Raw genomic sequence first — 22247 nt, 5'->3', positions numbered from 1 at the left:
GCGCCTTGCCCGTGGCGGCACGATTCAGGGCCGGCCGGCGGCTCCCGGCGGTGGCGGGAGGTCGCCGACGGTGGGCGGCTTGGCGCCGGTGAGCGCGGCAATCGCGAGCAGCAGCAGCAGCGGCGCCCAGCCCAGCAGGCGGTAAAACCATGCACCGTGCCGGTCGCGCCCCTGGCCGAGCTCGTACAGCACCATGCCCATGTAGAGATGCACGCACACCGCGCCGGCCACGATCACGAGCTTCATGACCAGCCACGCGCCCCCGGGGCCGTAGGCGATCAGCGCCATGCCGCTGGCCACCGCCACCAGCGCCGCGGGCGTGGCCATGCGGAAGTAGAGCGTGTTGGCGGTGGCGTTGAAATAAGCCGCGGCGGCGTCGCGCTCGCCGCGGTGCCGGGCCACGAACAGCCGCGGCAGGAAGAACAGCCCCGCGAACCACAGGACCATCGCCGAGACATGCAGGATCTTCAGCCAGAAGTACATGGGGCGCCCCGAGGGAATCCGGAGCAGTCTGCCCGTTCCGATGCGAAGCGGCCGTGGTGGGCGCGACCGTCGCGCGACCGGACGCATGCGCAGACCGGGGCCGCGGTGCCTGCCACGCCCGAACGCCATCCGCATGTGTACGCCCTGTCCGCTGCCGCCCGGCTGATCGCAGCCGCGCTGGTCCTCTCCACCGGCCCCGCCTTCGCCCACGCTGGCCACGAGCACCCGCCGACGCTGGGCACCGCCTTTTCACCCTCGCCGTGGCTGCTGGTGCCGCTCGCGGCCTGGATGCTGCTGTACGCCGCCGGACTGCGCCGGCTCTGGGGACGGGCCGGCATCGGCGGCGGGGTGTCCCGCATCGGCTTCGCCAGCGCCGTCATCGGCGTCGGGGTCCTGCTGCTGTCCACGACCTGGCCGCTCGACGCCTACGGCGAATGGTCGCTGGCCGCGCACATCGCCCAGCACATGCTGCTGATCGCCTTCGTGCCGCCGCTGCTGCTGGCCGGGCAGCCGCTGGCGGTGGCCGCGCACGCGCTGCCGGCGGCGGTCGCGCGCCGCCTGCACCGCGCGCTGGGCGCGGCCTCGGCGCGCGCGGCCCGTTCGCTCACCGCGGCCTCGGTCGCACACGGCGTCGTGCTGTGTGCCTGGCACCTGCCGGTGGCCACGACCGCCGCGCTGCACAGCGACCCTGTGCACTGGACCATGCACGGCACCTTCCTGGCCTCGGGGCTGTGGCTGTGGGCCGCCATGTGGACGCGCATCCGCGACCCGCACGTCGGCGCCGGGGCCGGCGTGGTGGCGATGGTCGCGGTGATGATGCAGATGGGCTTCCTCGGCGCGCTGCTCACCTTCTCGCCGCGGCCGCTCTATCCCATCTACGCCGAGCGCGCGCCGCAGCTCGGCCTCGACGTCATGGCCGACCAGCAGCTGGCCGGCGTGCTGATGTGGGTGCCGAGCTGCATCCCCTACCTGGCCGGCGCGATGTGGCTGCTGTGGCACGGCTTCGCGCGGCTGTCGCGCCGATCGCCGGCGCCCTGACCTGGATCATGGCCGCAGCCACCGCCGCGGCCGCACGCTTGCGGTTCCGACCACAGGAGACCGCCATGAGCGATGCCGCCACCACCGCCGCGCCCGAGTACACCGCGCACCCCTTCGACGCCCGGGGCATCGCGCGGCGCTTCCGCCATTCCGCGATCTTCGGCGCGCTGGGCGCGCTGCAGCCCGGCGAGGCGATGCGCTTCGTCAACGACCACGACCCGCTGCCGCTGCTGGCGCAGATCCAGGACCGCTTCGGCGACCGCATCGGGATCGCCTACCGCCAGCGCGAGCCCGGCGCCATCGTCATCGACTTCATCGTGCGCGCCTCGACGAGCTCCCAGGGATACGCCACGTCCGCATAGCCGGGCATGGCGTAATCGGCGGGCGCGGACACATCGAGCACGCCGAACCGGGCCATGTCAGCGATCGACAGGGTCCAGTTGCAGCGGCACCCCTGCCGCTGCCCGATCACGGTGATCGCGCCGTCGACGCCGATGCGATCGTAGAACGCGTCCTGACGTCGTCCCTTGCTGCGCACGAATCCACGCGCCGCGCGACGTGCCTGCCAGCGTTCGAGAAACCTCAACGGACGGCCAAGCTGCTCTTCGGCGCGCGAGAAGTCGACGTCCCGGGCCAGTCCATCCTGCAGCATCGAGCCATGCCAGAGCACGAGGCTCCCCGGTTCGATGGTCTTGCGGCGCCCGGCGGGAAAGACGTAGTTGGCGCAGGACGACATGCACAGGCCGCCCTCCACCCGGACATCGAGCCCGCGCCCGTGGATCGCTTCGCCAAAATCCATGCCCGCCTCCACGTCGCCGCCCTCGGAGTGGATGACCACTTCGGTCACCTGCGGCGACGCCTCCAGCAGGCCACGCGCACGCGCCACGGCTTCCGGCGTGATCGGTCCGGTGTAGAACAGCGACGCCCCCTGCGTACGGACCACGGCCTCCCCGCCGGACGCGCCCTCCGCGCCCTGCGCCGGCACGACGCCGGACGATGGATGGCCGGCCGCGGCGGCAGCTGATGCAAGCGCCATGGCCAGCCCGGACACGGCGATCACGCAGCTCCGGCGCAGCGCGGCGCTCAAAGCCCGCCGGCCGCCTGCGCCACCGCGCGGAACAGCGCGCGGCCCTTGTTCATCGTCTCCTCCCACTCGGCCACCGGGTCGGAGTCGTAGACGATGCCGGCGCCGGCCTGCACGTGCAGGCGGCCGTCCTGGATCACCGCGGTGCGGATGGCGATCGCCATGTCGGCGTCGCCGTTCCAGCCGATGTAGCCGATGCTGCCGGCGTAGACGTTGCGCTTGGTCGGCTCCAGCTCGCGGATCACTTCCAGCGCGCGGATCTTCGGTGCGCCGCTGACCGTGCCCGCGGGAAACGTCGCGCGCAGCACGTCCGCATAGGACAGGCCCTCGCGCACCTTGCCGGTGACCTCGCTGACGATGTGCATGACGTGGCTGTAGCGCTCGACCACGAACTGTTCGCCCACTTCGACCGTGCCCGGCGCCGAGACGTGGCCGACGTCGTTGCGGCCGAGGTCGATCAGCATCAGGTGCTCGGCGCGCTCCTTGGGGTCGGCCAGCAGCTCCGCTTCCAGCGCCATGTCGTCGGCCGGCGTCGCGCCGCGCGGACGGGTGCCGGCGATCGGGCGCACCGTCACCTCGCCGCCCTGCATGCGCACCAGGATCTCCGGCGAACTGCCCACCACCTGGGTGCCGCCGACATCGAGGAAATACATGTAGGGCGAGGGATTGAGCGCCCGCAGCGCGCGGTACACGTCCACCGGCCGCGCCTGGAAGGGCACGCTCAGCCGCTGCGACAGCACCACCTGGAACACATCGCCGCCGGCGATGTACTCCTTCACCTTCGCCACCGCGGCGATGAAGCCCTCGCGGGTGAAGCCGGAGACGAAATCCTCCTCGCGCAGCGCCGCCGGATGCAGGGTTTCCGGGTAGCCGGTGCCGGCCTGGCGCAGGCGGTGCACCAGCGCATCGAGCCGGCGCTGCGCGCGCGCCAGCGCCTGCGGTTCGCGCGGGTCGGCGTGCACCACCAGGTACAGCCGGCCCTTGAGGTTGTCGAATACCGCCAGCTCGTCGCACTGCATCAGCAGGATGTCGGGCGTGCCCAGCTCGTCGCGCAGGCCGGCATCCGCGGCCAGGCGCGGCTCGATGTAGCCGATGGTCTCGAAGCCGAACCAGCCGACCAGGCCGCCACTGAAGCCGGGCAGGCCTTCGACCTCGGGCACCGACTGCTCGGCGCGCAGGCGCTCGACCTCGGCGAAGGGATCGGCGACATCGCGCTCGGCCACCACTTCGCCATGCTCGCGCAGCGCGTAGCGATGGCCGCGGAACTCGTGCACGCGCGTGGCCGGCAGGCCGATGATCGAGTAGCGGCCGAAGCGCTCGCCGCCCTCGACCGATTCGAACAGGCAGCTGTGCGGGCCGTCGGCCAGCTTCAGGTAGACCGACAGCGGCGTGTCGAGGTCGGACAGCACTTCGCGCACCACCGGGATACGGGTGTGGCCGGCGTCGGCATGCTGCTGGAACTGTTCGGGGGTCATCGTGGCTCCGTGTGCGATGGATCGGCGTCGCCGGGGGACAGCAGCGCGCAGTCGTCCGGCAGGTGCATGCGCAGGCGGCCGGCGACCGCTTCGGCGCGGAAGAGGCGGCCTTCCACCGGCTCGCCGTCGAGATTGAGCACCATCGGCGCGTCGGCTTCGATCTCGATCCACGGCAGGCGCGCGCGCACGGCGACGCGGTCCAACGCGGCGTGGCGACCCTCCGCCAGCACCGTGCCGAGGGTGGCGCCGACCTCGCCCTCGAGGCCGGGAACGATGGTGAGGTCGAGCAGCCCGTCGTCGATCCGGGCGTCCGGGCACAGCGCCTGGCCACCACCAGCCTGGCGACCGTTGCCGATGCCCAGCGCGATGAACCCGCCGCGCCAGCCGAAGCCCGGCCCGCTGATCCGCGCCTCGATCGGGTCGATGCGTCCCAGCCGCGCGAGGCCGGTGACTAGGTAGGCCAGTCCGCCGAGCAGCTTCTTCAGGCCTTCGTCGGTGTCCAGCGTGACCTGGGTGCCGAAGCCGCCGCTGGCGAGGTTGGCGGCCCAGTGCGTGCCGTCCTCGCTCTGAAGCCGCAGCAGGTCGATGGCGCGCGCCGGCTGCGACAGCACCAGTTCGAGCGCGGCCAGCGGCGCGTCCGGGAGACCGGCGGCCGAGGCGAAATCATTGGCGGTGCCCATCGGCACCAGCCCGAGCGTGGGCAGCTCGCCGGGGCCGGCGTCGCGGCCGGCCAGCGCGGTCGCGACCTCGCTCAGGGTGCCGTCGCCACCGGCGGCGATCACGGCGTCGACGCCCGCCGCGATGGCCTCATCCACTTCGCGCGCGCCGTCGCCGGGTTCCCAGGTCACGCGCACGTCGACGTGCACGCCGCGGTCGCGCATCGCGACCACGGCCCCGCGCAGCGCGTCGTCGCCCGCGGCCTTGCCGTTGATGACCAGCAGCCAGCGGGGCGTGGTCATGCCGGCGTCCCGTCGCTGCGGCCGTGATCTCGGCCGGGGCTCACGGCGCGCCGCCGCAGGCGCGGGCGACCTCGCGGCGCATCCGCGACACCACGTCGGCATAGTCCGGCTGGCCGAAGATCGCCGAGCCGGCGACGAAGGTGTCGGCACCCGCGGCCGCGATCGCGCCGATGTTGTCCGGCTTCACCCCGCCGTCGATCTCCAGGCGCACGGCGCGCCCGCTGGCGTCGATCCGCTCGCGCACCTTGCGCAGCTTGTCCAGCGCGGACGGGATGAAGGCCTGGCCGCCGAAGCCCGGGTTCACCGACATCAGCAGCACCAGGTCGAGCTCATCGAGCACGTAGTCCAGCACCTCCACCGGCGTCGCCGGATTCAGCACCAGGCCCGGCTGGCAGCCGGCGGAGCGGATCAGCTGGATCGTGCGGTGGACGTGGCTGCTGGCTTCGGGATGGAAGCTGATCAGGGTCGCGCCGGCCTCGGCGAAGTCGCCGACGATGCGGTCCACCGGCGACACCATCAGGTGCACGTCGATCGGCGCGGTCACGCCGTGCTTCCTCAACGCGCTGCACACCAGCGGCCCGATGGTGAGGTTGGGCACGTAGTGGTTGTCCATCACGTCGAAGTGCACCCAGTCGGCGCCGGCGGCGAGCACGTGGTCGACCTCCTCGCCGAGGCGGGCGAAGTCCGCCGAAAGGATGGAGGGGGCGATGACGGTGGGCTGCATGGTGAGGGCTCGCGTTGGGAACGGTGGAAGGGTGGCACCGGCACCGCCCGGCGCCGGGCACCTGGCGGCCGTCGGCCCGGAAGGCGAATGGCGCTAGCGGCGGCCGCGCTTCTTGCGGATGCGGTCGTAGGCGCGGTTGATGTCGGCGGCGCGCTTCTGCGCCTGTTCGAGCAGTTCGGGCGCGGCGCCGGCCATGCGGTCCGGGTGGACCTGCGCGATCAGCCGGCGGTAGGCAAGGTCGATCTCGATGTCGCTGGCGTCGCGCTCCACGCCGAGCACGGCGTAGGCATCGTTGGCCGCCACCCGGAACCAGTCGCTGTCGAAGGCATGCCCGATCAGCAGCCCGATCAGGCCGCCCGCCGGATGCCGCATCAGCAGCCAGCCGGCGATGAATCCCAGGACCTTTCCATACGAGCGCTTCATGCGCGCGATTCTACCGTGGCCGCCCGCACGCGCGGCCGCGCATCGCTACAATGCCCCCCCGACGGCTCCAAGACGACCCATGGCAACGACCCTGCTCGAAGCCCATCTTCCCGGGCTCGAACTGCTCCACCGCGGCAAGGTCCGCGACGTCTACGCGCTTCCGCCCGGCTCCGGCCCCGGGGAGTTCGGCCCGCTGCTGCTCATGGTCGCCACCGACCGCCTCAGCGCCTTCGACGTCGTCCTGCCCGACCCGATCCCCGGCAAGGGCGAGATGCTGTGCCAGGTCTCGAACTTCTGGTTCGACCGCACCGAACACCTGGTGCGCAATCACCTCACCGGCATCGACGTGGCCTCGGTGCTGCCGGCCGGCGTGGATCCCGCGCCCTACCGGCTGCGCTCGGTGGTGACCCGCCGGCTGAAGCCGGTTCCGGTGGAGGCCATCGCCCGCGGCTACCTCATCGGCAGCGGCTGGAAGGACTACCAGCGCACCGGGCGGGTCAGCGGCATCGCGCTGCCTGACGGCCTGCGCCAGGCGGAGCAGCTGCCGCAGCCGATCTTCACGCCCTCGACCAAGGCCGCCGCCGGCGACCACGACGAGAACATCGACTTCGACACCATGGTGCGCACCATCGGCGCCGAGCTGGCCGAACAGGTGCGCGACGCGACGCTGCGGCTGTACGGCTTCGCCGCGGAGTACGCGGCCGCGCGCGGGATCATCCTGGCCGACACCAAGCTCGAGTTCGGCACCGACGCCGACGGCCGCCTGTACGTGATGGACGAGATGCTCACGCCCGACTCCTCGCGCTACTGGCCGGCCGACGCCTACGAGGTCGGCACCAGCCCGCCGAGCTACGACAAGCAGTTCGTGCGCGACTGGCTGGAGACACAGGACTGGGACAAGACCGCCCCCGGCCCGCGCCTGCCGCCCGAAGTGATCGAGCGCACGCGCGCCAAGTACGCCGAAGCGCTGCAGCAGCTGGCCGGCATCGACATCGACGCCGGCTGAAAGACGCCCGCCAGGAACCGCCCCGTTCCTGTGTAGGAGCAGCTACAGCTGCGACCCGTTCCTGCGTGGAACGCGCCGCACGGCGCAGCGTGCGCTGCAGGGCGGTCGCAGCTGTAGCTGCTCCTACAGGGGCGCAGATGTGCCAGAGGGCGCAGATGTGCCAGAGGGCGCGGGTGTGCCGGGAGGCGCGGGTGCGTCGGGACTCGTGGCGTCCAGGCCGGCCGCGCGCAGCGCGGCGGTGATGGCCGCGCGGGCGGCGCCCAGCGCCTCGCCGTGCGGCACGATCCGTGCGCGGCGGTCGAGGGTATGCGCCAGGCCCAGCGCCACCAGCGCGGCGTGGGCGTCCTGCAGTCCGGAGGCGGTGGCGGCGTCGAGCAGGCCGGCCTCGCGGCCGGCGGCGATCAGCCCGTGCGTGGCGCGCGGCGCCAGCAGGGCGGGATGCGTCGCGGCATGTCCCAGCACCAGCGCCTGCAGCAGGAACTCCAGGTCCACCAGCCCGCCTTCGCCCTGCTTGAGGTCGAACAGGCCCTCGCTGCCGCGGTCGAGGCTGGCGCGCATGCGCGCGCGCATGCCCGCCACGTCGGCCGCCAGCGCGGCCGGATCGCGCGGGCGCCCCAGCGCGGCGGCACGCACCCGTTCGAAGGCGTCACGCAGGCCGTCGTCGCCGGCGATGCAGCGCGCGCGCACCAGCGCCTGGTGCTCCCAGGTCCAGGCGCGCTCGCCCTGGTACTCGCCGTAGGCGACCAGCGACGACACCAGCAGCCCGCTGCCGCCGTCGGGACGCAGGCGCACGTCGACCTCGTACAGGCGGCCGGCGCCGGTCGTGGTCCCGAGCAGCAGCACGATCTTCTGCGCCAGCCGCGCGAACCAGCGCTGCGCCTCCAGCGGCCGCGCGCCGTCGGACTGCGCGTCGGCGGCCGCGTCGTACAGGAACACCAGGTCGAGGTCGGAGCCGATGCCTAGCTCCTCGCCGCCCAGGCTGCCGTAGCCGATCACCGCGAACGGCGCGTCCGGCACCTGGCCGTGCGCGGCCTGCATCTCGCGCCGCGCCAGCTCCACCACCACGCCGACCACGCTGTCGGCCAGCCAGGCCAGCTGACGTGCGCTGTCGACGGCGGCAAGGCGGCCGTCGAGCGTGGCCAGCGCGATCCGGAAGCTCAGCGCCTGGCGGGTCTCGTTGAGCGCGAACAGCGCGCCCTCGATGTCGTCGCGCTGCAGCGCCGCGCTGCAGGCGGCGTCGATCTGGTCGCGGCCCGGCATCGGGCCCTCCACGCGCAGGTCGAGCAGCTCGTCGAGCAGCAGCGGATGCGCGGCCACGCGCTCGGCGAGGAAGGCGCTGCGGGTGACCAGGCCGGTCAGGCGCGCCAGCGCCGCCGGCTGCTCGTCGAGAAGCGCCAGGTAGCTGGCGCGGCGCAGGATGTTGTGCAGCAGCGCCAGCAGCCGGCGCATGGCCTGCAGCGGGCGATCGGCCGGCGCGCTGGCCTGCAGCATCACCGGCATCACCCGGTCCAGGCGCGCGCGCGCGGCGTCGGACAGGTCGCGCACGCTGGGCGAGCGCGCGAAGTCGCGCAGCGCGGCGTCGACCTCGCCGGGATCGCCGAAGCCGGCCGCGGCCAGCACCGCGGCATCGCCGCCATCGGGCAGCGCGCGCCAGTAGCCGGCGATGTCGCCGTCGACGTCGGCGCGCGCCTCGTCGCGCTGCGACAGCAGTGCCCCGAACTCCGTCGCCACGCGGGCGCGTACCGGCGCCAGCTCCGACGCCAGCGCGTCCCAGTCGGCATGCCCCAGCCCGCGGGCGATGCGCAGGCGGTCGAGCGGCGCCTCGGGCAGCACGTGGGTCTGCGCGTCGCGCAGCATCTGCAGGCGGTTCTCCAGCCGGCGCAGGACCCGGTAGGCCTCGGCCAGCCCCGCGGCCGCTTCGGGCGTCACCTGCCGCGCCCCGCGCAGCGCCTCGAGCATCGGCAGCAGCCGCCGGCCGCGCAGCCCCGGCTCGCGCCCGCCTCGCACCAGCTGCAGCGCCTGCACCAGGAACTCGATCTCGCGGATGCCGCCCGGCCCGCGCTTGATGTCGTCGGCCAGCTCCTTGCGCGCGACCTCGGCGGCGATCGCGGCCTTCATCTCGCGCAGCCCGGCGAGCGCGCCGTAATCGAGGTATCGGCGATAGACGAAGGGCCGCAGCGACGCAAGGAAGCGCTCGCCGGCCTCGCGGTCGCCGGCCACCGGGCGCGCCTTCTGCCAGGCGTAGCGCTCCCAGTCGCGGCCTTCGCGCTGGAAGTACTGCTCCATCGCCGCGAAGCTCAGCGCCACGCGCCCGGCGTTGCCGAACGGACGCAGGCGCAGGTCGACGCGGTGGCAGAAGCCGTCGGCCGTGGGTTCGTCGAGCAGCTTGGCGAGCGCGCGGCCCAGGCGGGCGAAGTATTCCTCGGCCGCGAGCGGGCGCGCGCCGTCGCTCTCGCCGGCGGATTCGTAGGCGTAGACGAGGTCGATGTCGGAGCTGAAGTTCAGCTCGCCGCCGCCGAGCTTGCCGAGCGCGAACACCACCAACCGCACCGGCGCCCCGGCCGCGTCGCGGACCACGCCGTGGCGGCCGGCGAACTGCGCCTCGAGCGCGGCCAGCGCAAGCCCGAGGCAGTCCTCCGCCAGCGCGGTGCTGCCGTCCAGGGTCGCGGCGACGTCGTCCAGGCCGGCGAGGTCGCGCCAGACCAGGCGCGCCGAGCAGGCGCTGCGCCAGCGCCGCAGCAGGCCCGGCCAGGCGTCGGGCGCCGCCGGATCGAGCCGGGGCGGCGGCGGTAACGCGTCGGCATCGTCGAGCAGCGCGGCCAGCACCTCCGGCTGGCGCGCGAACACTTCGATCGCGAAGTCGCTGGCCACCGCCACGCGGCGCAGCGTGTCGCCGCCGGCCACGACCGCTTCGGGCAGGCGCGCGAGCTGGCGGGTCACGTGGGCGTCGAGCGCGGCGGGCACGTCGCCGGCGCCGGGCGGGTCCAGGGAGGTCGTCATGCCGGGATTGTGGCAGGCGGGGCGCGGATCTCCGACGCGTCGTCGCAGGTCGCTGAAAGGCGGGCGGAAAAAAAGCCCGAAACGGCGGACCGTTCCGGGCTTTGCTCCCTCCCCCACGTCGGGTGCGGGTCGATCGTGAAGGAAGCGTTATGCAACTTGCACGCTGCACCGCAAAACAGGACTTGCCGGTACAGGATGTGTCAAGTGCCGGCGGACAGCCTCCGCCCCAGGTCGCGGGCGATCTCGCGGGCGGCGTTGCGGCCCGGCAGCCCGGTGACGCCGCCGCCCGGATGCGTGCCCGATCCGCACAGGTACAGGCCCGGGAGCGCGCCGCGGTAGTTTCCCTGGCCCAGCACCGGTCGCGCCGAAAACAGCTGGTCCAGCCCCAGCGCGCCGTGGAAGATGTCGCCGCCCGTCAGCCCGAAGCGCCGCTCCAGGTCGAGCGGCGACAGCGCTTCGCAGCCCAGCACGCTGGCGCGGAAATTCGGCGCCACCGCGTCGACCGTAGCGATCATCAGCCGCGCCACCGTGTCCCGGTGCGCGTCCCAGCCGCCGTCCACCTCGGGGTGGACGTGCTGGCAGAACAGGCTGGCGACGTGCCGCCCGGGCGGCGCCAGCGTGTCGTCCAGGGTGGACGAAATCACCAGTTCGACGATCGGCGCGCGCGCCCAGCCCGGGTTGTACGCCTTCGACTTCGCATCGAACCAGGCCTGCTCGAAGTGGCGCAGGGAATGCCCCACCAGGATGCCGCTCTGGTGGTGCGGCTGCAGCGACGTCCCCGGCGCGGCGGTGAAGTCGGGCAGCTCCGACAGCGCCACGTTCATGCGGAAGGTCCCGGAGCCGCAGCGGTAGCGCTCGAAGCGCTGCGCGGTGTCCTCGTCCAGGTGCTCGCGCGGCACCAGCGCCGTGTACAGCAGCTTCGGATTGACGTTGCCGGCCACGGCCCTGGCGCGCAGCGTGCGGCCGTCCGCCAGCGCCACGCCCAACGCGCGGCCGCCCTCGACCAGCACCTCGGCGACCTCGGCGCCGGTCTCGACCACGACGCCACGCGCCGCGCATTCGGCGGCCATCGCCTGCGTGATCGCACCCATGCCGCCGATGGCGTGGCCCCAGGCGCCCTGGCGGCCGTTGACCTCGCCGAACACGTGGTGCAGCAGCACGTAGGCGCTGCCCGGCGTATAGGGGCTGGCGAAATTGCCGACCACCGAATCCCAGCCCAGCGCCGCCTTCAGCGGCTCGCCCTCGAACCAGTGGTCGAGGAGCTCGCCCGCCGACTTTGTGAACAGGTCGAGCAGGTCGCGCCGGCCACGCATGTCGAGCCGGCCCAGGCGCCGCGCCACCGCGGCCGATGCCAGCCAGTCGCCAAGCACGAAGCCGGCGGACACGTTCGGCGGCGTCAGCAGCATCAGCTCGCGCAGCACCGCGACCACGCGCTCGAGCATGGCGTAGTAGAGCGGGAGCCGCTCCGCGTCGCGCGCCGACCACTTCGCCACTTCGGCCAGGCCGTGTTCGCCGCCCAGGCGGAAGGCGCGGCCATCGGGCAGCGGCAGGAAGTTGGAGTACGGCCGCTCGACCACGCGCAGCCCGTGCTGCGCCAGCCGCAGGTCGGCGATCACCCGCGGATTGAGCAGGCTGACCGTATAGCTGGCCACCGAGTTGCGGAAGCCGGGGTGGAACTCTTCGGTCACCGCCGCGCCTCCGACGATGCCGCGACGCTCCAGCACCCGCACCTTCAGTCCGGCGCCGGCCAGGTAGGCGGCGCAGACCAGGCCGTTGTGGCCGCCGCCGATGATGATGACGTCATCGATCGCGGCCATGGCGTTCAGCCCGCCCCGCTGGCGCGGGCCGCCAGCATCGCCTCGACCTCGTCGGCCAGGCGCGCGGCCGCGTCGGGGCGTCCGAGCCGGGCGGCGGCCGCCGCCGCGCCGGTCAGGATCGAGGGATCCGCCGCCAGCACCCGCAGCCGGTCCGCCAGCGCGGACGCGGTGAAGCCGCCATCGTCCTCGCGCATGCACCAGCCGGCACCGAGGCGCTCCAGCGCCTCGGCATTGCCGCGCTGCTCCTCGCGCGAACCACCCTGGGGGATCGGCACCACGATCGCCGGCCGCCCCACCACCAGCAGGTCGGCGATGGTGGTCGCGCCGGCGCGGGTGATGACCAGGTGCGCATCGCGCAGGCGCGCGGCCATGTCGTCGAAGAAGGGCCGCAGCTCGACCTCGATGCCGGCCGCGCGCAGGCCGGCGGCGACGGCGTCGGCATCGTCGCCGCGGTACTGGAGCGACAGCCGGATCCGCGCGCGCAGCTCGGCGGGCAGCGCCTCGAGCGCCGGCGGCACGACGCGGCCGAACACCGCGGCGCCCTGGCTGCCGCCGACCACGAGCAGGCGCAGGGGCGCAGCGGCGTCGAGCGACGGGTACGGCGCGCTGGCGGCCTCGAGGATGCTCGCGCGCACGGGATTGCCGGTTTCGACAAAGCGGCCGCGCGCATCGGCGTCGGCCCCGCCGGTGCCGGCGAACGACGTCGCCACGCGGTCGGCGAAGCGCAGCAGCTGGCGGTTGGCCATGCTCAGGCGCGAGCCCTGCTCGTGCAGCAGCAACGGCAGCCCGAGGCTGCGGCCGGCAAGCGCCGGCGCGAAGCTGGGATAGCCGCCGAAGCCCGCGATCAGCGCCACGCCGCGCCGCTTCATGTCCGCGCGCGCAGCCAGCACCGCGCGCGCGATCACCGCCGCGGCCGCGAGCTTGCCCGCGGGGCCGCCGGCCAGGCTGCGCGCGGGCAGCACGCGGTGCGGGATCCCTTCCAGCGCCCGGGTGAAGCGTGCACCGCGCGCCTCGGTGTAGAGCACCACGCCGTGGCCACGCGCCTGCAGTTCGCGCGCCAGCGCTTCGGCGGGGAACAGATGCCCCCCGGTGCCGCCGGCGGCCAGCCCGACCGTGGCGCGCCGCGCGCCCGCGTCCTCGACCCTCATGCTCCGACCTCAGTGCGCCGCGGCGGGCGACTTGCCGCGCACGCGGTTGAACAGCGTCACCGCACCCGCCACGATCGCGCCGACGATCACGCCGACCACGAGGCTGCTCAATGTGTCGGCGGCGAACGCCGGCAGGCCCCAGCCCTGCATCGTCTCGAGCAGGTGGTGCAGGGCATCGATGTTGTGGACGAAGATGCCGCCGCCGACCAGGAACATCGCGATCGTGCCGATGATGCCCAGCGCCTTCATCAGCCACGGCGCGGCATACAGCAGTGCGCGCCCGATCGCCGGGACGACCGTGCCGGGCCGCTTGTCCAGCCACAGCCCGGCGTCGTCCATCTTCACGATCGCCGCGACCACGCCGTAGATGACGATGGTGACGCCGAGCGCGATCACCGCGAGCGAGGTCGCGCGCGTCAGCAGCGGCTCGCCGGCGACCACGGCCAGCGAGAGCACGATGATCTCCGCGGACAGGATGAAGTCGGTGCGCACCGCGCCCTTGATCTTCTTCTTCTCGAGCTCGGCGGGCGTTTCTCCCGAGGCCAGCACGGCCCTCGCCCGCGCCTCGGGGTCCGGCTTCTCGTGGCGGTGGAACAGCCTCTCCACCACCTTCTCGAAGCCTTCGTAGCAGAGGTAGGCGCCGCCGACCATCATCAGCGGGACCACCAGCATCGGCGCCAGCCAGCTGATCAGCAGCGCCGCCGGCACCAGGATCAGCTTGTTGACCAGCGAGCCCTTGAAGACCCCCCAGACGACGGGCAGCTCGCGCGCCGCCTTGACCCCGGCGACCTGCTGCGCGTTGAGCGCCAGGTCGTCGCCGATCACGCCGGCGGTCTTCTTGGCGGCGACCTTGGTCAGGATCGAGACGTCGTCGAGCAGGGCCGCGATGTCGTCGAGGAGGGTAAGCAGGGAGGCGCCGGCCATGGGTGTGGGTCGATTCGGTCAGGAGCCGCGGATTGTCGCATCGCCTCCGGAATCGGGCGATACGCCCCCGTCACGGACGTTCGCCCCCCCCAAAAAAAGGACCCCGCCGAAGCGGGGTCCTCCATGTCGCAGTGACGCGGGCGCGCTGGATCAGAAATCCATGCCGCCCATGCCGCCCATGCCGCCGCCGCCCGGCATCGCCGGCTCTTCCTTCTTCGGCAGCTCCGCCACCATCGCCTCGGTGGTGATCATCAGGCCGGCGATCGACGCCGCGTTCTGCAGCGCGGTGCGGGTGACCTTGGTCGGGTCCAGGATGCCGAACTCGATCATGTCGCCGAACTCGCCGTTGGCAGCGTTGTAGCCGAAGTTGCCCTGGCCGTCCTTGACCTTGTTGACGATGACCGACGGCTCTTCGCCGGCGTTGGTCACGATCTCGCGCAGCGGCGCTTCCATCGCGCGCAGGGCGATCTGGATGCCGTGGTTCTGGTCTTCGTTGGCACCCTTCAGGCTCTCGACCGCGGCCTTGGCGCGCAGCAGCGCGACGCCGCCGCCCGGGACCACGCCCTCTTCGACGGCTGCGCGCGTGGCGTGCAGGGCGTCTTCGACGCGGGCCTTCTTTTCCTTCATCTCGATCTCGGTCGAAGCACCGACCTTGATCACCGCCACGCCGCCGGCCAGCTTGGCCACGCGCTCCTGCAGCTTCTCGCGGTCGTAGTCCGAAGAGGTCTCTTCGATCTGCGCCTTGATCTGCTTGATGCGGCCTTCGATGCCGGAGGTCTCGCCGGCGCCGTCGATGATGGTGGTGTTCTCCTTGGAGACCTGCACCTTCTTCGCGCGGCCGAGGTCGTTGATGGTCGCCTTCTCGAGCGACAGGCCGACTTCCTCGGAAATCACGGTGCCGCCGGTCAGGATCGCCATGTCCTCCAGCATCGCCTTGCGGCGGTCGCCGAAGCCCGGGGCCTTCACCGCGCAGACCTTCACGATGCCGCGGATGGTGTTCACCACCAGCGTCGCCAGGGCTTCGCCCTCGACTTCCTCGGCGATGATCAGCAGCGGCTTGCCGGCCTTGGCCACGCCCTCGAGGACGGGCAGCAGGTCGCGCACGTTCGAGATCTTCTTGTCGTGCAGCAGGATGAAGGGATCATCCAGCTCGGCCGACATCGACTGCTGGTTGTTGATGAAGTACGGCGACAGGTAGCCGCGGTCGAACTGCATGCCCTCGACGACGTCGAGTTCGTTCTCCAGGCCCGAACCTTCCTCGACCGTGATCACGCCTTCCTTGCCGACCTTGTCCATCGCCTGGGCGATCAGGTCGCCGATGTTGGCGTCGGAGTTGGCGGAGATGGTGCCGACCTGGGCGATTTCCTTCGAGGTCGACGACGGCTTCGAGATGTTCTTCAGCTCGGCCACGGCCGCGGTCACGGCCTGGTCGATGCCGCGCTTGAGGTCCATCGGGTTCATGCCGGCGGCGACCGCCTTCATGCCCTCGCGGATGAAGGCCTGGGCCAGCACGGTGGCGGTGGTGGTGCCGTCGCCGGCGTTGTCGGAGGTCTTGGAGGCGACCTCCTTCACCATCTGCGCGCCCATGTTCTCGAACTTGTCCTGCAGCTCGATTTCCTTGGCGACGGACACGCCGTCCTTGGTGATGGTGGGCGAGCCGAAGCTCTTGTCGAGCACGACGTTGCGGCCCTTCGGGCCCAGGGTCGCCTTGACGGCGTTGGCGAGCACGTTGACGCCGCGCACCATCTTGGCGCGCGCGTCCTCACCGAAGCGGATTTCCTTCGCGGACATATGTGTTACCTCGAATGTGGATCAGGGAATGGGGATTTGATGCCCTTCGGGGCGCGCTCAGCCGACGATGGCGAGGATGTCGTCCTCGCGCACGATCTTGTATTCGGTGCCTTCGTGCTTGTACGCCGAGCCCGAGTACTGGCCGTAGATGACCTTGTCGCCGACCTTGACCTTCGGCGCGCGCAGGCTGCCGTTGTCCAGGGCCTTGCCCTCGCCCACGGCAACGACCTCGCCCTGGGTGGGCTTTTCCTTGGCGTTGTCGGGGATGACGATGCCGCCGGCGGACATCTGCTCGGCTTCGATCGGCTTGACGACCACGCGGTCGTAGAGCGGCTTCAGGTTCATTGCGATCCTCACAAGTGATTGAATTTACGGGGGTCGACGGTCAATCGGTCGCGCATTCTGGCAATCGGCAGGGCCGAGTGCCAGAGGACGCGCCGCGAGAACCCGGCAGCGCCGGGATGCCCGCAAGATGGGGGGCCGCCGACGCGGTTCAAGGGGGGGCGGGATAAATCATGTCGCCCGTCTGCGGGCCGCCCCGTCGGCCGGCGCGCGGGGGGCGCCGGCCGATCAGAAGCGCCAGGCGCCGACCAGGGCGGTCTCGCCGTCGTTGGGGCTGTGCAGGCTGGCGTTGGAGATGTGGCGGATGGACAGCGAGAACCGGTCCCAGCGCCAGCCGACCGAGGTGATGAACTGCGGATCGCCGGAGAGCGCGTCGGTCTCGCCCGACTGGGCACCGATCGCGGCACCCAGCGCCAGGCCGTTGTCGGTGCGCTCGTAGCGCAGGCCGACGTAGCCGACCCAGACATCGTCCTCCAGGTCCCGGTCGGCGACGGGGCGGCGTCCGTCAACGTAGATCAGGCCGGTCTGGGCGCGCAGCACGGCGTTGTCGAGCTGGCGCAGCGCCGGCACCCAGGCGATCGAACCCGTACGGGTGAACTCCCGGTCGGTCGTGGTGGAGGCGCCGATCGCCAGCTCGATGTCGCTGCCGGCCGAAGCCGCCAGCGGCACCGAAGCCAGCACCAGCGCCACCAGCCCGGCGCGCAGCGCGGAGCGGTGGGAAACCTGCATGGAAGAGCCTGCGATGAGTGGGGAGGGAGAAGCCGGCAAGAATACGGCCCGCCCGTCGCGCCGGCGTGCAGGCACGCGGAAAGGTGTGTCCCTGCGCGACAACCGTCATGAAGGGGAGGTAGATTGCGCGGTCCACCATGGGGAGAGGCACCGAATGCGCGGCAAGCGTTCCACTTTGTTCTGCGCGATCGCACTTGCGGTCGCGGCGACGTTCCCGGCCCAGGCCGAGGTCTTCATCAACGAGATCCACTACGACAACGCCGGCACGGACGCAGGCGAGGCGATCGAAGTCGTGGGCAGCGCCGGGGAAAGCCTGGCCGGCTACCAGCTGGTCCGCTACAACGGCAACGGCGGCGGCAGCTACGGCACCGACATCCTGCCGGCCGGCAACCTGGCGACGTGCGGCGGACAGGTCCGCTTCGCGACCGTCAACTATCCGCTGGACGGCCTGCAGAACGGCTCGCCCGACGGCGTCGCGCTGGTGGACCCGCAGGGCAACGTGCTGCAGTTCCTCAGCTACGAGGGCACGTTCACCGCGAGCAACGGCCCCGCGGCCGGGATGACCAGCGTGGACATCGGCGTCGCCGAGGCCAACACGGCCCCGATCGGCACCTCGCTGCAGCTCACCGGCACCGGCAACGTCGCCGCCGACTTCTCGTGGGCCGAATCGGCCGCCCAGACCTTCGGCACCTGCAACAACGGCCAGTCCTTCGGCGAGCCCGGCAACGCCGCGCCCCGCGTGGTCGACACCTTCCCCGCCGACGGCTCGAGCGACTTCCCGTACGCGGCCGACATGACCGTCACCTTCAGCGAGCCGGTGGTCGTGCAGCCGGGAGCCTTCAGCCTCAGCTGCGATGGCGTGGGCCGCCGCCGCACCACGCGGCTCGACCACGTCGGGCAGGCGACCAGCTTCACCCTGACCCCGTCGCGCCCGCTGGTTCCGGGCCAGGCCTGTTCGCTGCACATCGACGCCGGCCTGATCGCCGACCTGGACGACACCGCGCCCGAATCCGACACCACCGTCGCCTTCCGCGTGAAGTCCGCCGACCGCGGCACCGGCAGCGGCGGCTACTACGGCCGCGTCAACACCTCGAGCCCCGGCCAGCTGCGCTGCTCGCTGCACGAGACCATCCGCGGCCACGTCGCCTATCCGTACAGCGGCGGCGGCACCAACACCTGGACCATCCTCGAGATCGCCGACGAAGACCCGAACGACGACGGCAAGATCCTCGACGTCTACCGCAACCGCAGCTACACCAAGGGCCAGGACCGCGCCGGCTCCGGCGGCAGCAACAAGTACAACCGCGAGCACACCTGGCCGAACTCGCTGGGCTTCCCGAGCAACAGCCGGGATGGCCTGCCGAACGCGCCCTACACCGACACCCACATGCTCTACCTGAGCGACGAGGTCTACAACTCCAACCGCGGCAACATGCCCTTCGCCAACTGCGGCGCGGGCTGCGGCGAGCGCCCGACCGAGGCCAACAACGGCCGTGGCGGCGGTACCGGCGTGTACCCGGGCAACTCGAACTGGGTGCAGGGCAGCAACGGCAACACCGGTTCATTCGAAGTCTGGGGCGCGCGCAAGGGCGACATGGCCCGCGCGGTGATGTACATGGCCATCCGCTACGAGGGCGGCCAGCATCCGACCACCGGCCAGCGCGAGCCCGACCTGGAACTCACCGACAACCGCAGCCTGATCGTCAGCACCAGCTCGCTCGACGCCCCGGCCTACATGGGCCTGCTGTCCACGCTGATCGAATGGCACCTGGCCGACCCGCCGGATGACGCCGAGCGCGCGCGCAACGAGGTGATCTTCGCCCACCAGGGCAACCGCAACCCGTTCATCGATCATCCGGAATGGGGCAGCGTGGCGCTGTTCACCTCGACCACGCCGGCGACCTGCGAGCTGGCGACGCCGGAGCCCAACCCGCCGCGCAACCCGAGGCTGCGCAACCTGGGCGAGCGCGTGACGGCACCCGCACCGAAGCCGGCGGCCACCACCGTCAGCCGGGCCAGCCGCCTGCGCTGACCGCGACAGGCCGTAGCCAGGGGAAGGGCGCCGGGAAACCGGCGCCCTTTTCCGTTCCGGCGCAACGATGCGTCCACCGCTCGCGCCGGCGCCGCACCGACCCGCTCGGCTACCCTAGTCGGCCCCTGCCCCGCATGGCATCGCCTTGAACCTGCAGTCCATCGTCCGTCGCGGCTCCCTCCTCATCCGCCTGGCCGGCCTGTCCGCGATCGCCGGCGCGCTGCTGGCGTCCCCGGCGGCCCGCGCCATCGACATGGACGACCTGCTGCCGGTGGACGAGGCCTTCGTGCTGCGCGCCGAAGCCACTTCGGCGGACCGCATCGAGCTCGACTGGGCGATCGCCGACGGCTACTACCTGTATCGCCACCGGATGGGCGCCGAGCCCCTGGACGACGGCTTCCGCGCCGCGCCCGGCGGCCTGCAGCTGCCTGCGGGCAAGCGCCACACCGACGAATTCTTCGGCGAGGTCGAAACCTACCGCGGCCACGTCCAGGCCAGCCTGCCCGGCACCGCCACCGCCCCCCGCACGCAGCTGAAGGTGCGCTACCAGGGCTGCGCCGACATCGGCATCTGCTATCCGCCGCAGACCCGCACGATCAGCGTGGCGCTGCCGGCGGCAGCCGCGCGGAACAGCGCCGGCAACGGCCAGCCCGACGCAGGCTTCTCCGCGCTCGGCCAGTCGCTGGGCGCCGGCCCGCGGCCGCTGGCGCTCCCCGGCGCGGCCGGCGCGATGCCGCTGCCCGAAGACCAGGCCTTCACCTTCGAGGCCATCGCCGACGGTGGCGACGCGATCCTGGTCCGCCTCACGCCGGCGCCGGGCTATTACATCTACCGCGACCAGAGCCGCTTCCAGCTGGACGCCGACGGCATCCGCGCCGGCACGCCGCGCTGGCCGCGCGGCGTGCAGCATCGCGACGAATACTTTGGTGACACGGTCGTCTACTTCGACCAGCTCGACCTGCCGCTACCCCTGGTGCGCAGCCACGCCGAGCCGCGCCAGGCGACCCTCACCGCCACCTTCCAGGGCTGCCAGGCCAACGGCATCTGCTACCCGCCGATGACGCGCAAGGTCCGCCTCTCGCTGCCGGCGGGCACGGTGACGGCGCCGGCTTCGGCGTCCGCGCCGGACGGAGCGGACGCGGTGGCTGGGACCGGCGCGGCGGACGCGGCGGGTTCGGCAGCTGCGGCGTCCACCCCTGGCGCGCAGGCCGGCACTTTCGCTGCGGACCCGGCCGCCGCGACGCCGGACGATGCAACGGACACGGTGGACGGCGCGGCCGCCGGCAACGACATCGCGGACGTCGGGGCCGCCCCCGGCGTGAAGGCACCCGGCGGCGGCGCGTCCGCGCGCGATGCCGGCGCGGACGCCACCGCCGACAACGCCGCGCGCAGCACGCCGCCCGCCGCTGGCCGCGGCGGCCTCGCGCTCGCCCTGCTGCTGGCGCTGGCCGGCGGCGTGCTGCTGAACGTCATGCCCTGCGTGCTGCCGATCCTGTCGCTGAAGGTGCTCGGCCTGGCCCAGGGCGGCGGCGACCGCGCCCGGGCTCGCCGCCACGCGCTCTGGTACACGGCGGGCGTGCTCACCGCGTTCGCCGTGGTCGGCCTGGCGGTGCTGGGGCTGCGCGCGGCCGGCCAGGCCATGGGCTGGGGCTTCCAGCTGCAGCAGCCGGGCTTCGTCGCCGCGATGGCGCTGCTCATGGCCGCGGTCGGCCTCAGCCTGTCGGGCGTGTTCAGCGTCGGCGGCAGCGCCAACCTGGGCCAGGGACTCGCCGCGCGCACCGGCCCGGTCGGCGACTTCTTCACCGGCGTGCTGGCCTGCGTCGTGGCCAGCCCCTGCATCGCGCCCTTCATGGGCGGCGCGCTGGCATACGCCTTCACCGCGCCGGCGGCGGTGGCCGTGCTGGTGTTCCTGGCGCTGGGCGTCGGCCTGGCCCTGCCCTTCCTGCTGGTCGGCTTCGTGCCGGCGCTGGCCGACCGGCTGCCGCGGCCCGGCGCGTGGATGGACACGCTGAAGCAGGTGCTGGCCTTCCCGATGTACCTGACCGCGATCTGGCTGGCCTGGGTCCTGGGCCGCCAGCGCGGCGTCGACGCGATGGCCCTGGTGGCCGCGGGCGCGACGGTGATGGCACTCGCCCTGTGGTGGCTGGAGCGCGCGCGCATGCGCGGCGGCTGGCTGCAGCGGCTGCCGGCGGTCGCGCTGCTGGCCGTCGCACTGTCCTCGGCCTGGCTGGTGGGCCGGCTCCCGGCGCCGGCGGACACCGCGGTCGCCGCCGAGGGCGGCAGCGTCCCGTATTCGGCCGACGGGCTGCAGGCGCTGCGCGCCGCCGGCACCCCGGTCTTCGTCAACATGACCGCCGACTGGTGCGTGACCTGCAAGGCCAACGAGCGCACCACCCTGTCCAGCGAGGCCTTCCGCGACGCCCTCGCACGCACCGGCGCCACCTACATGGTCGGCGACTGGACCAACGTCGATCCGGAGATCAGCGCCTTCCTCGAACGCCACCGGGCCGTCGGCGTGCCGCTCTACGTCGTCTATCCGCGCGGCGGCGGCGAGGGCGAGGTGCTGCCGGCGGTGCTCGACCGCGACACCGCGGTCGCCGCGCTCGAGCGGGCGGCGCGCTGATGGGCACGCGCACCATCCTGCTGGTGGCCCTGGTCGCGGGCGTGCTGGGCGTGGTCGCCGGGCTGGCCGTGAACGGCCCGGGTCCGCTGCTGCGCACCGAGCTGGGGCAGCGCGCGGTGCAGCAGGCGATGGAAGCGGTGGCGCCGCCGGCGCCCGAGGGGCTGGCGGTGGCGAAGCGCGGCGGGCCGGTGCCGACGATCACCCTGCCCGACCTCGCCGGCACGCCGCGCACCCTGCCCGAAGACTTCGACGGCCGGCCGCTGGTGGTCAACGTCTGGGCCAGCTGGTGCGGGCCCTGCATCGAGGAAATGCCTGAGCTCGACCGCTACGCCGCCGAACAGGGCTACAACGGCGTCCAGGTGGTGGGCATCGCGCTCGACGACCCGGCCGCGGTGGCGGACTTCCTGGGGCGCATCCCGGTGCGCTATCCGATCCTGATCGACGCGCCCGGGCCGCGCGATGCCGGCGTCCAGCTCGGCAATCCGCGCGGCGTGCTGCCCTATACCGCGCTGGTGTCGGCCGACGGCCGCCTGCTGAAGCAGCGGATCGGCCCCTTCGTGCACGGCGAGCTCGACGACTGGGTGCGGCTCGAGGACTGATTCAAACAAGCGCTTAAAACGGCGCTTTGTCGCAAAACTTCGGCGATCTG

General features: G+C 72.5%; 18 protein-coding genes and 1 pseudogene. 6 read left to right on the top strand and 13 right to left on the bottom strand.

Going from position 1 to position 22247, the window contains the following annotated elements:
* Positions 1-24 precede the first annotated feature (24 nt).
* On the bottom strand, positions 25-483 hold the full coding sequence (locus IE168_RS09930) for a CopD family protein (protein ID WP_189497766.1): 459 nt from the start codon (positions 481-483) through the stop codon (positions 25-27).
* Positions 484-618: 135 nt separating this feature from the next.
* Between IE168_RS09930 and IE168_RS09925 the strand changes: the two genes are divergently transcribed.
* Both IE168_RS09925 and IE168_RS09920 read left to right on the top strand, forming a co-directional pair.
* Entirely contained in the window at positions 619-1521 is a 903-nt protein-coding gene (locus IE168_RS09925; RefSeq protein WP_189497764.1) for a cytochrome c oxidase assembly protein, read from the top strand.
* A 65-nt stretch (positions 1522-1586) separates the two neighbouring features.
* On the top strand, positions 1587-1883 hold the full coding sequence (locus IE168_RS09920) for a DUF2249 domain-containing protein (protein WP_189497762.1): 297 nt from the start codon (positions 1587-1589) through the stop codon (positions 1881-1883).
* Here the strand turns inward: IE168_RS09920 and IE168_RS09915 are convergent.
* The 5 genes from IE168_RS09915 to IE168_RS09895 form a co-directional block, all read right to left on the bottom strand.
* A complete protein-coding gene (locus tag IE168_RS09915; protein WP_189497759.1) occupies positions 1796-2581 on the bottom strand; it encodes a hypothetical protein in 786 nt (261 codons plus the stop codon). The genes IE168_RS09920 and IE168_RS09915 overlap by 88 nt on opposite strands.
* A gap of 23 nt (positions 2582-2604) precedes the next feature.
* The gene (gene trpE, locus IE168_RS09910) at positions 2605-4080 is read right to left on the bottom strand and encodes an anthranilate synthase component I (protein ID WP_189497757.1); all 1476 of its coding nucleotides are present in this window, start codon (positions 4078-4080) and stop codon (positions 2605-2607) included.
* Complete coding sequence (yegS, locus tag IE168_RS09905) at positions 4077-5039, bottom strand: lipid kinase YegS (RefSeq protein ID WP_189497755.1); 963 nt, start codon at positions 5037-5039, stop codon at positions 4077-4079. The genes trpE and yegS overlap by 4 nt, the downstream gene beginning before the upstream one ends.
* A 40-nt stretch (positions 5040-5079) precedes the next feature.
* Positions 5080-5763 carry a ribulose-phosphate 3-epimerase gene (rpe, locus tag IE168_RS09900; protein ID WP_132998946.1) on the bottom strand — a complete coding sequence of 228 codons (684 nt, stop codon included), beginning with the start codon at positions 5761-5763 and terminating at the stop codon, positions 5080-5082.
* A gap of 93 nt (positions 5764-5856) precedes the next feature.
* A complete protein-coding gene (locus IE168_RS09895; RefSeq protein ID WP_189497753.1) occupies positions 5857-6186 on the bottom strand; it encodes a J domain-containing protein in 330 nt (109 codons plus the stop codon).
* A 79-nt stretch (positions 6187-6265) separates the two neighbouring features.
* Here IE168_RS09895 and IE168_RS09890 point away from each other — a divergent pair, with 79 nt between their 5' ends.
* Positions 6266-7192 (top strand): phosphoribosylaminoimidazolesuccinocarboxamide synthase, encoded by a 927-nt coding sequence (locus IE168_RS09890; RefSeq protein ID WP_189497751.1) that lies wholly within the window; start codon positions 6266-6268, stop codon positions 7190-7192.
* A gap of 123 nt (positions 7193-7315) precedes the next feature.
* Here the strand turns inward: IE168_RS09890 and glnE are convergent, their stop codons facing one another.
* The 7 genes from glnE to IE168_RS09855 all read right to left on the bottom strand — a co-directional run bounded on the left by glnE (position 7316) and on the right by IE168_RS09855 (position 16943).
* Positions 7316-10192, bottom strand: coding sequence for a bifunctional [glutamate--ammonia ligase]-adenylyl-L-tyrosine phosphorylase/[glutamate--ammonia-ligase] adenylyltransferase (glnE, locus tag IE168_RS09885; protein ID WP_189497749.1), 2877 nt, complete (start codon positions 10190-10192; stop codon positions 7316-7318).
* A gap of 200 nt (positions 10193-10392) precedes the next feature.
* Positions 10393-12009 (bottom strand): phytoene desaturase family protein, encoded by a 1617-nt coding sequence (locus IE168_RS09880; RefSeq protein WP_189497747.1) that lies wholly within the window; start codon positions 12007-12009, stop codon positions 10393-10395.
* Between the two features lie 5 nt (positions 12010-12014).
* Positions 12015-13157 carry a UDP-N-acetylglucosamine--N-acetylmuramyl-(pentapeptide) pyrophosphoryl-undecaprenol N-acetylglucosamine transferase gene (locus tag IE168_RS09875; protein ID WP_189497744.1) on the bottom strand — a complete coding sequence of 381 codons (1143 nt, stop codon included), beginning with the start codon at positions 13155-13157 and terminating at the stop codon, positions 12015-12017.
* Between the two features lie 9 nt (positions 13158-13166).
* The gene (locus IE168_RS09870) at positions 13167-14081 is read right to left on the bottom strand and encodes a DUF808 domain-containing protein (protein WP_189497742.1); all 915 of its coding nucleotides are present in this window, start codon (positions 14079-14081) and stop codon (positions 13167-13169) included.
* Positions 14082-14231: 150 nt separating this feature from the next.
* Entirely contained in the window at positions 14232-15872 is a 1641-nt protein-coding gene (gene groL, locus IE168_RS09865) for a chaperonin GroEL (protein ID WP_189497740.1), read from the bottom strand.
* A gap of 57 nt (positions 15873-15929) precedes the next feature.
* Positions 15930-16217 carry a co-chaperone GroES gene (groES, locus tag IE168_RS09860; protein WP_132998933.1) on the bottom strand — a complete coding sequence of 96 codons (288 nt, stop codon included), beginning with the start codon at positions 16215-16217 and terminating at the stop codon, positions 15930-15932.
* A 225-nt stretch (positions 16218-16442) separates the two neighbouring features.
* On the bottom strand, positions 16443-16943 hold the full coding sequence (locus IE168_RS09855) for a porin family protein (RefSeq protein ID WP_229823366.1): 501 nt from the start codon (positions 16941-16943) through the stop codon (positions 16443-16445).
* Between the two features lie 154 nt (positions 16944-17097).
* On the opposite strand from IE168_RS09855, the pseudogene IE168_RS09850 reads away from it, so the two are divergent.
* From IE168_RS09850 to IE168_RS09840, 3 genes and pseudogenes are all read left to right on the top strand, one after another.
* Positions 17098-18861: pseudogene (locus tag IE168_RS09850) on the top strand (endonuclease); the annotation flags it as partial.
* 259 nt (positions 18862-19120) lie between these two features.
* Positions 19121-21598, top strand: a complete 2478-nt coding sequence (locus IE168_RS14745) for a protein-disulfide reductase DsbD family protein (protein ID WP_189497736.1) — start codon at positions 19121-19123, stop codon at positions 21596-21598.
* Positions 21598-22197 carry a TlpA family protein disulfide reductase gene (locus IE168_RS09840; protein WP_189497734.1) on the top strand — a complete coding sequence of 200 codons (600 nt, stop codon included), beginning with the start codon at positions 21598-21600 and terminating at the stop codon, positions 22195-22197. The genes IE168_RS14745 and IE168_RS09840 overlap by 1 nt, the downstream gene beginning before the upstream one ends.
* The last annotated feature ends 50 nt before the right edge of the window (positions 22198-22247 follow it).

It is taken from the genome of Luteimonas padinae, from assembly GCF_014652935.1.
GTDB lineage: Bacteria > Pseudomonadota > Gammaproteobacteria > Xanthomonadales > Xanthomonadaceae > Luteimonas > Luteimonas padinae.
Note: the sequence above shows the minus strand (reverse complement) of the source record. Positions and strands in the feature narration are given on the sequence as shown.

What these genes read in the sequence shown, in the direction of transcription:
- IE168_RS09930 (WP_189497766.1), bottom strand. Translation starts at nt 483, where the DNA reads ATGTACTTCTGGCTGAAGATCCTGCATGTCTCGGCGATGGTCCTGTGG.
- IE168_RS09920 (WP_189497762.1), top strand. Translation starts at nt 1,587, where the DNA reads ATGAGCGATGCCGCCACCACCGCCGCGCCCGAGTACACCGCGCACCCC.
- trpE (WP_189497757.1), bottom strand. Translation starts at nt 4,080, where the DNA reads ATGACCCCCGAACAGTTCCAGCAGCATGCCGACGCCGGCCACACCCGT.
- yegS (WP_189497755.1), bottom strand. Translation starts at nt 5,039, where the DNA reads ATGACCACGCCCCGCTGGCTGCTGGTCATCAACGGCAAGGCCGCGGGC.
- rpe (WP_132998946.1), bottom strand. Translation starts at nt 5,763, where the DNA reads ATGCAGCCCACCGTCATCGCCCCCTCCATCCTTTCGGCGGACTTCGCC.
- IE168_RS09895 (WP_189497753.1), bottom strand. Translation starts at nt 6,186, where the DNA reads ATGAAGCGCTCGTATGGAAAGGTCCTGGGATTCATCGCCGGCTGGCTG.
- IE168_RS09890 (WP_189497751.1), top strand. Translation starts at nt 6,266, where the DNA reads ATGGCAACGACCCTGCTCGAAGCCCATCTTCCCGGGCTCGAACTGCTC.
- glnE (WP_189497749.1), bottom strand. Translation starts at nt 10,192, where the DNA reads ATGACGACCTCCCTGGACCCGCCCGGCGCCGGCGACGTGCCCGCCGCG.
- IE168_RS09880 (WP_189497747.1), bottom strand. Translation starts at nt 12,009, where the DNA reads ATGGCCGCGATCGATGACGTCATCATCATCGGCGGCGGCCACAACGGC.
- IE168_RS09875 (WP_189497744.1), bottom strand. Translation starts at nt 13,157, where the DNA reads ATGAGGGTCGAGGACGCGGGCGCGCGGCGCGCCACGGTCGGGCTGGCC.
- IE168_RS09870 (WP_189497742.1), bottom strand. Translation starts at nt 14,081, where the DNA reads ATGGCCGGCGCCTCCCTGCTTACCCTCCTCGACGACATCGCGGCCCTG.
- groL (WP_189497740.1), bottom strand. Translation starts at nt 15,872, where the DNA reads ATGTCCGCGAAGGAAATCCGCTTCGGTGAGGACGCGCGCGCCAAGATG.
- groES (WP_132998933.1), bottom strand. Translation starts at nt 16,217, where the DNA reads ATGAACCTGAAGCCGCTCTACGACCGCGTGGTCGTCAAGCCGATCGAA.
- IE168_RS09855 (WP_229823366.1), bottom strand. Translation starts at nt 16,943, where the DNA reads ATGCAGGTTTCCCACCGCTCCGCGCTGCGCGCCGGGCTGGTGGCGCTG.
- IE168_RS09840 (WP_189497734.1), top strand. Translation starts at nt 21,598, where the DNA reads ATGGGCACGCGCACCATCCTGCTGGTGGCCCTGGTCGCGGGCGTGCTG.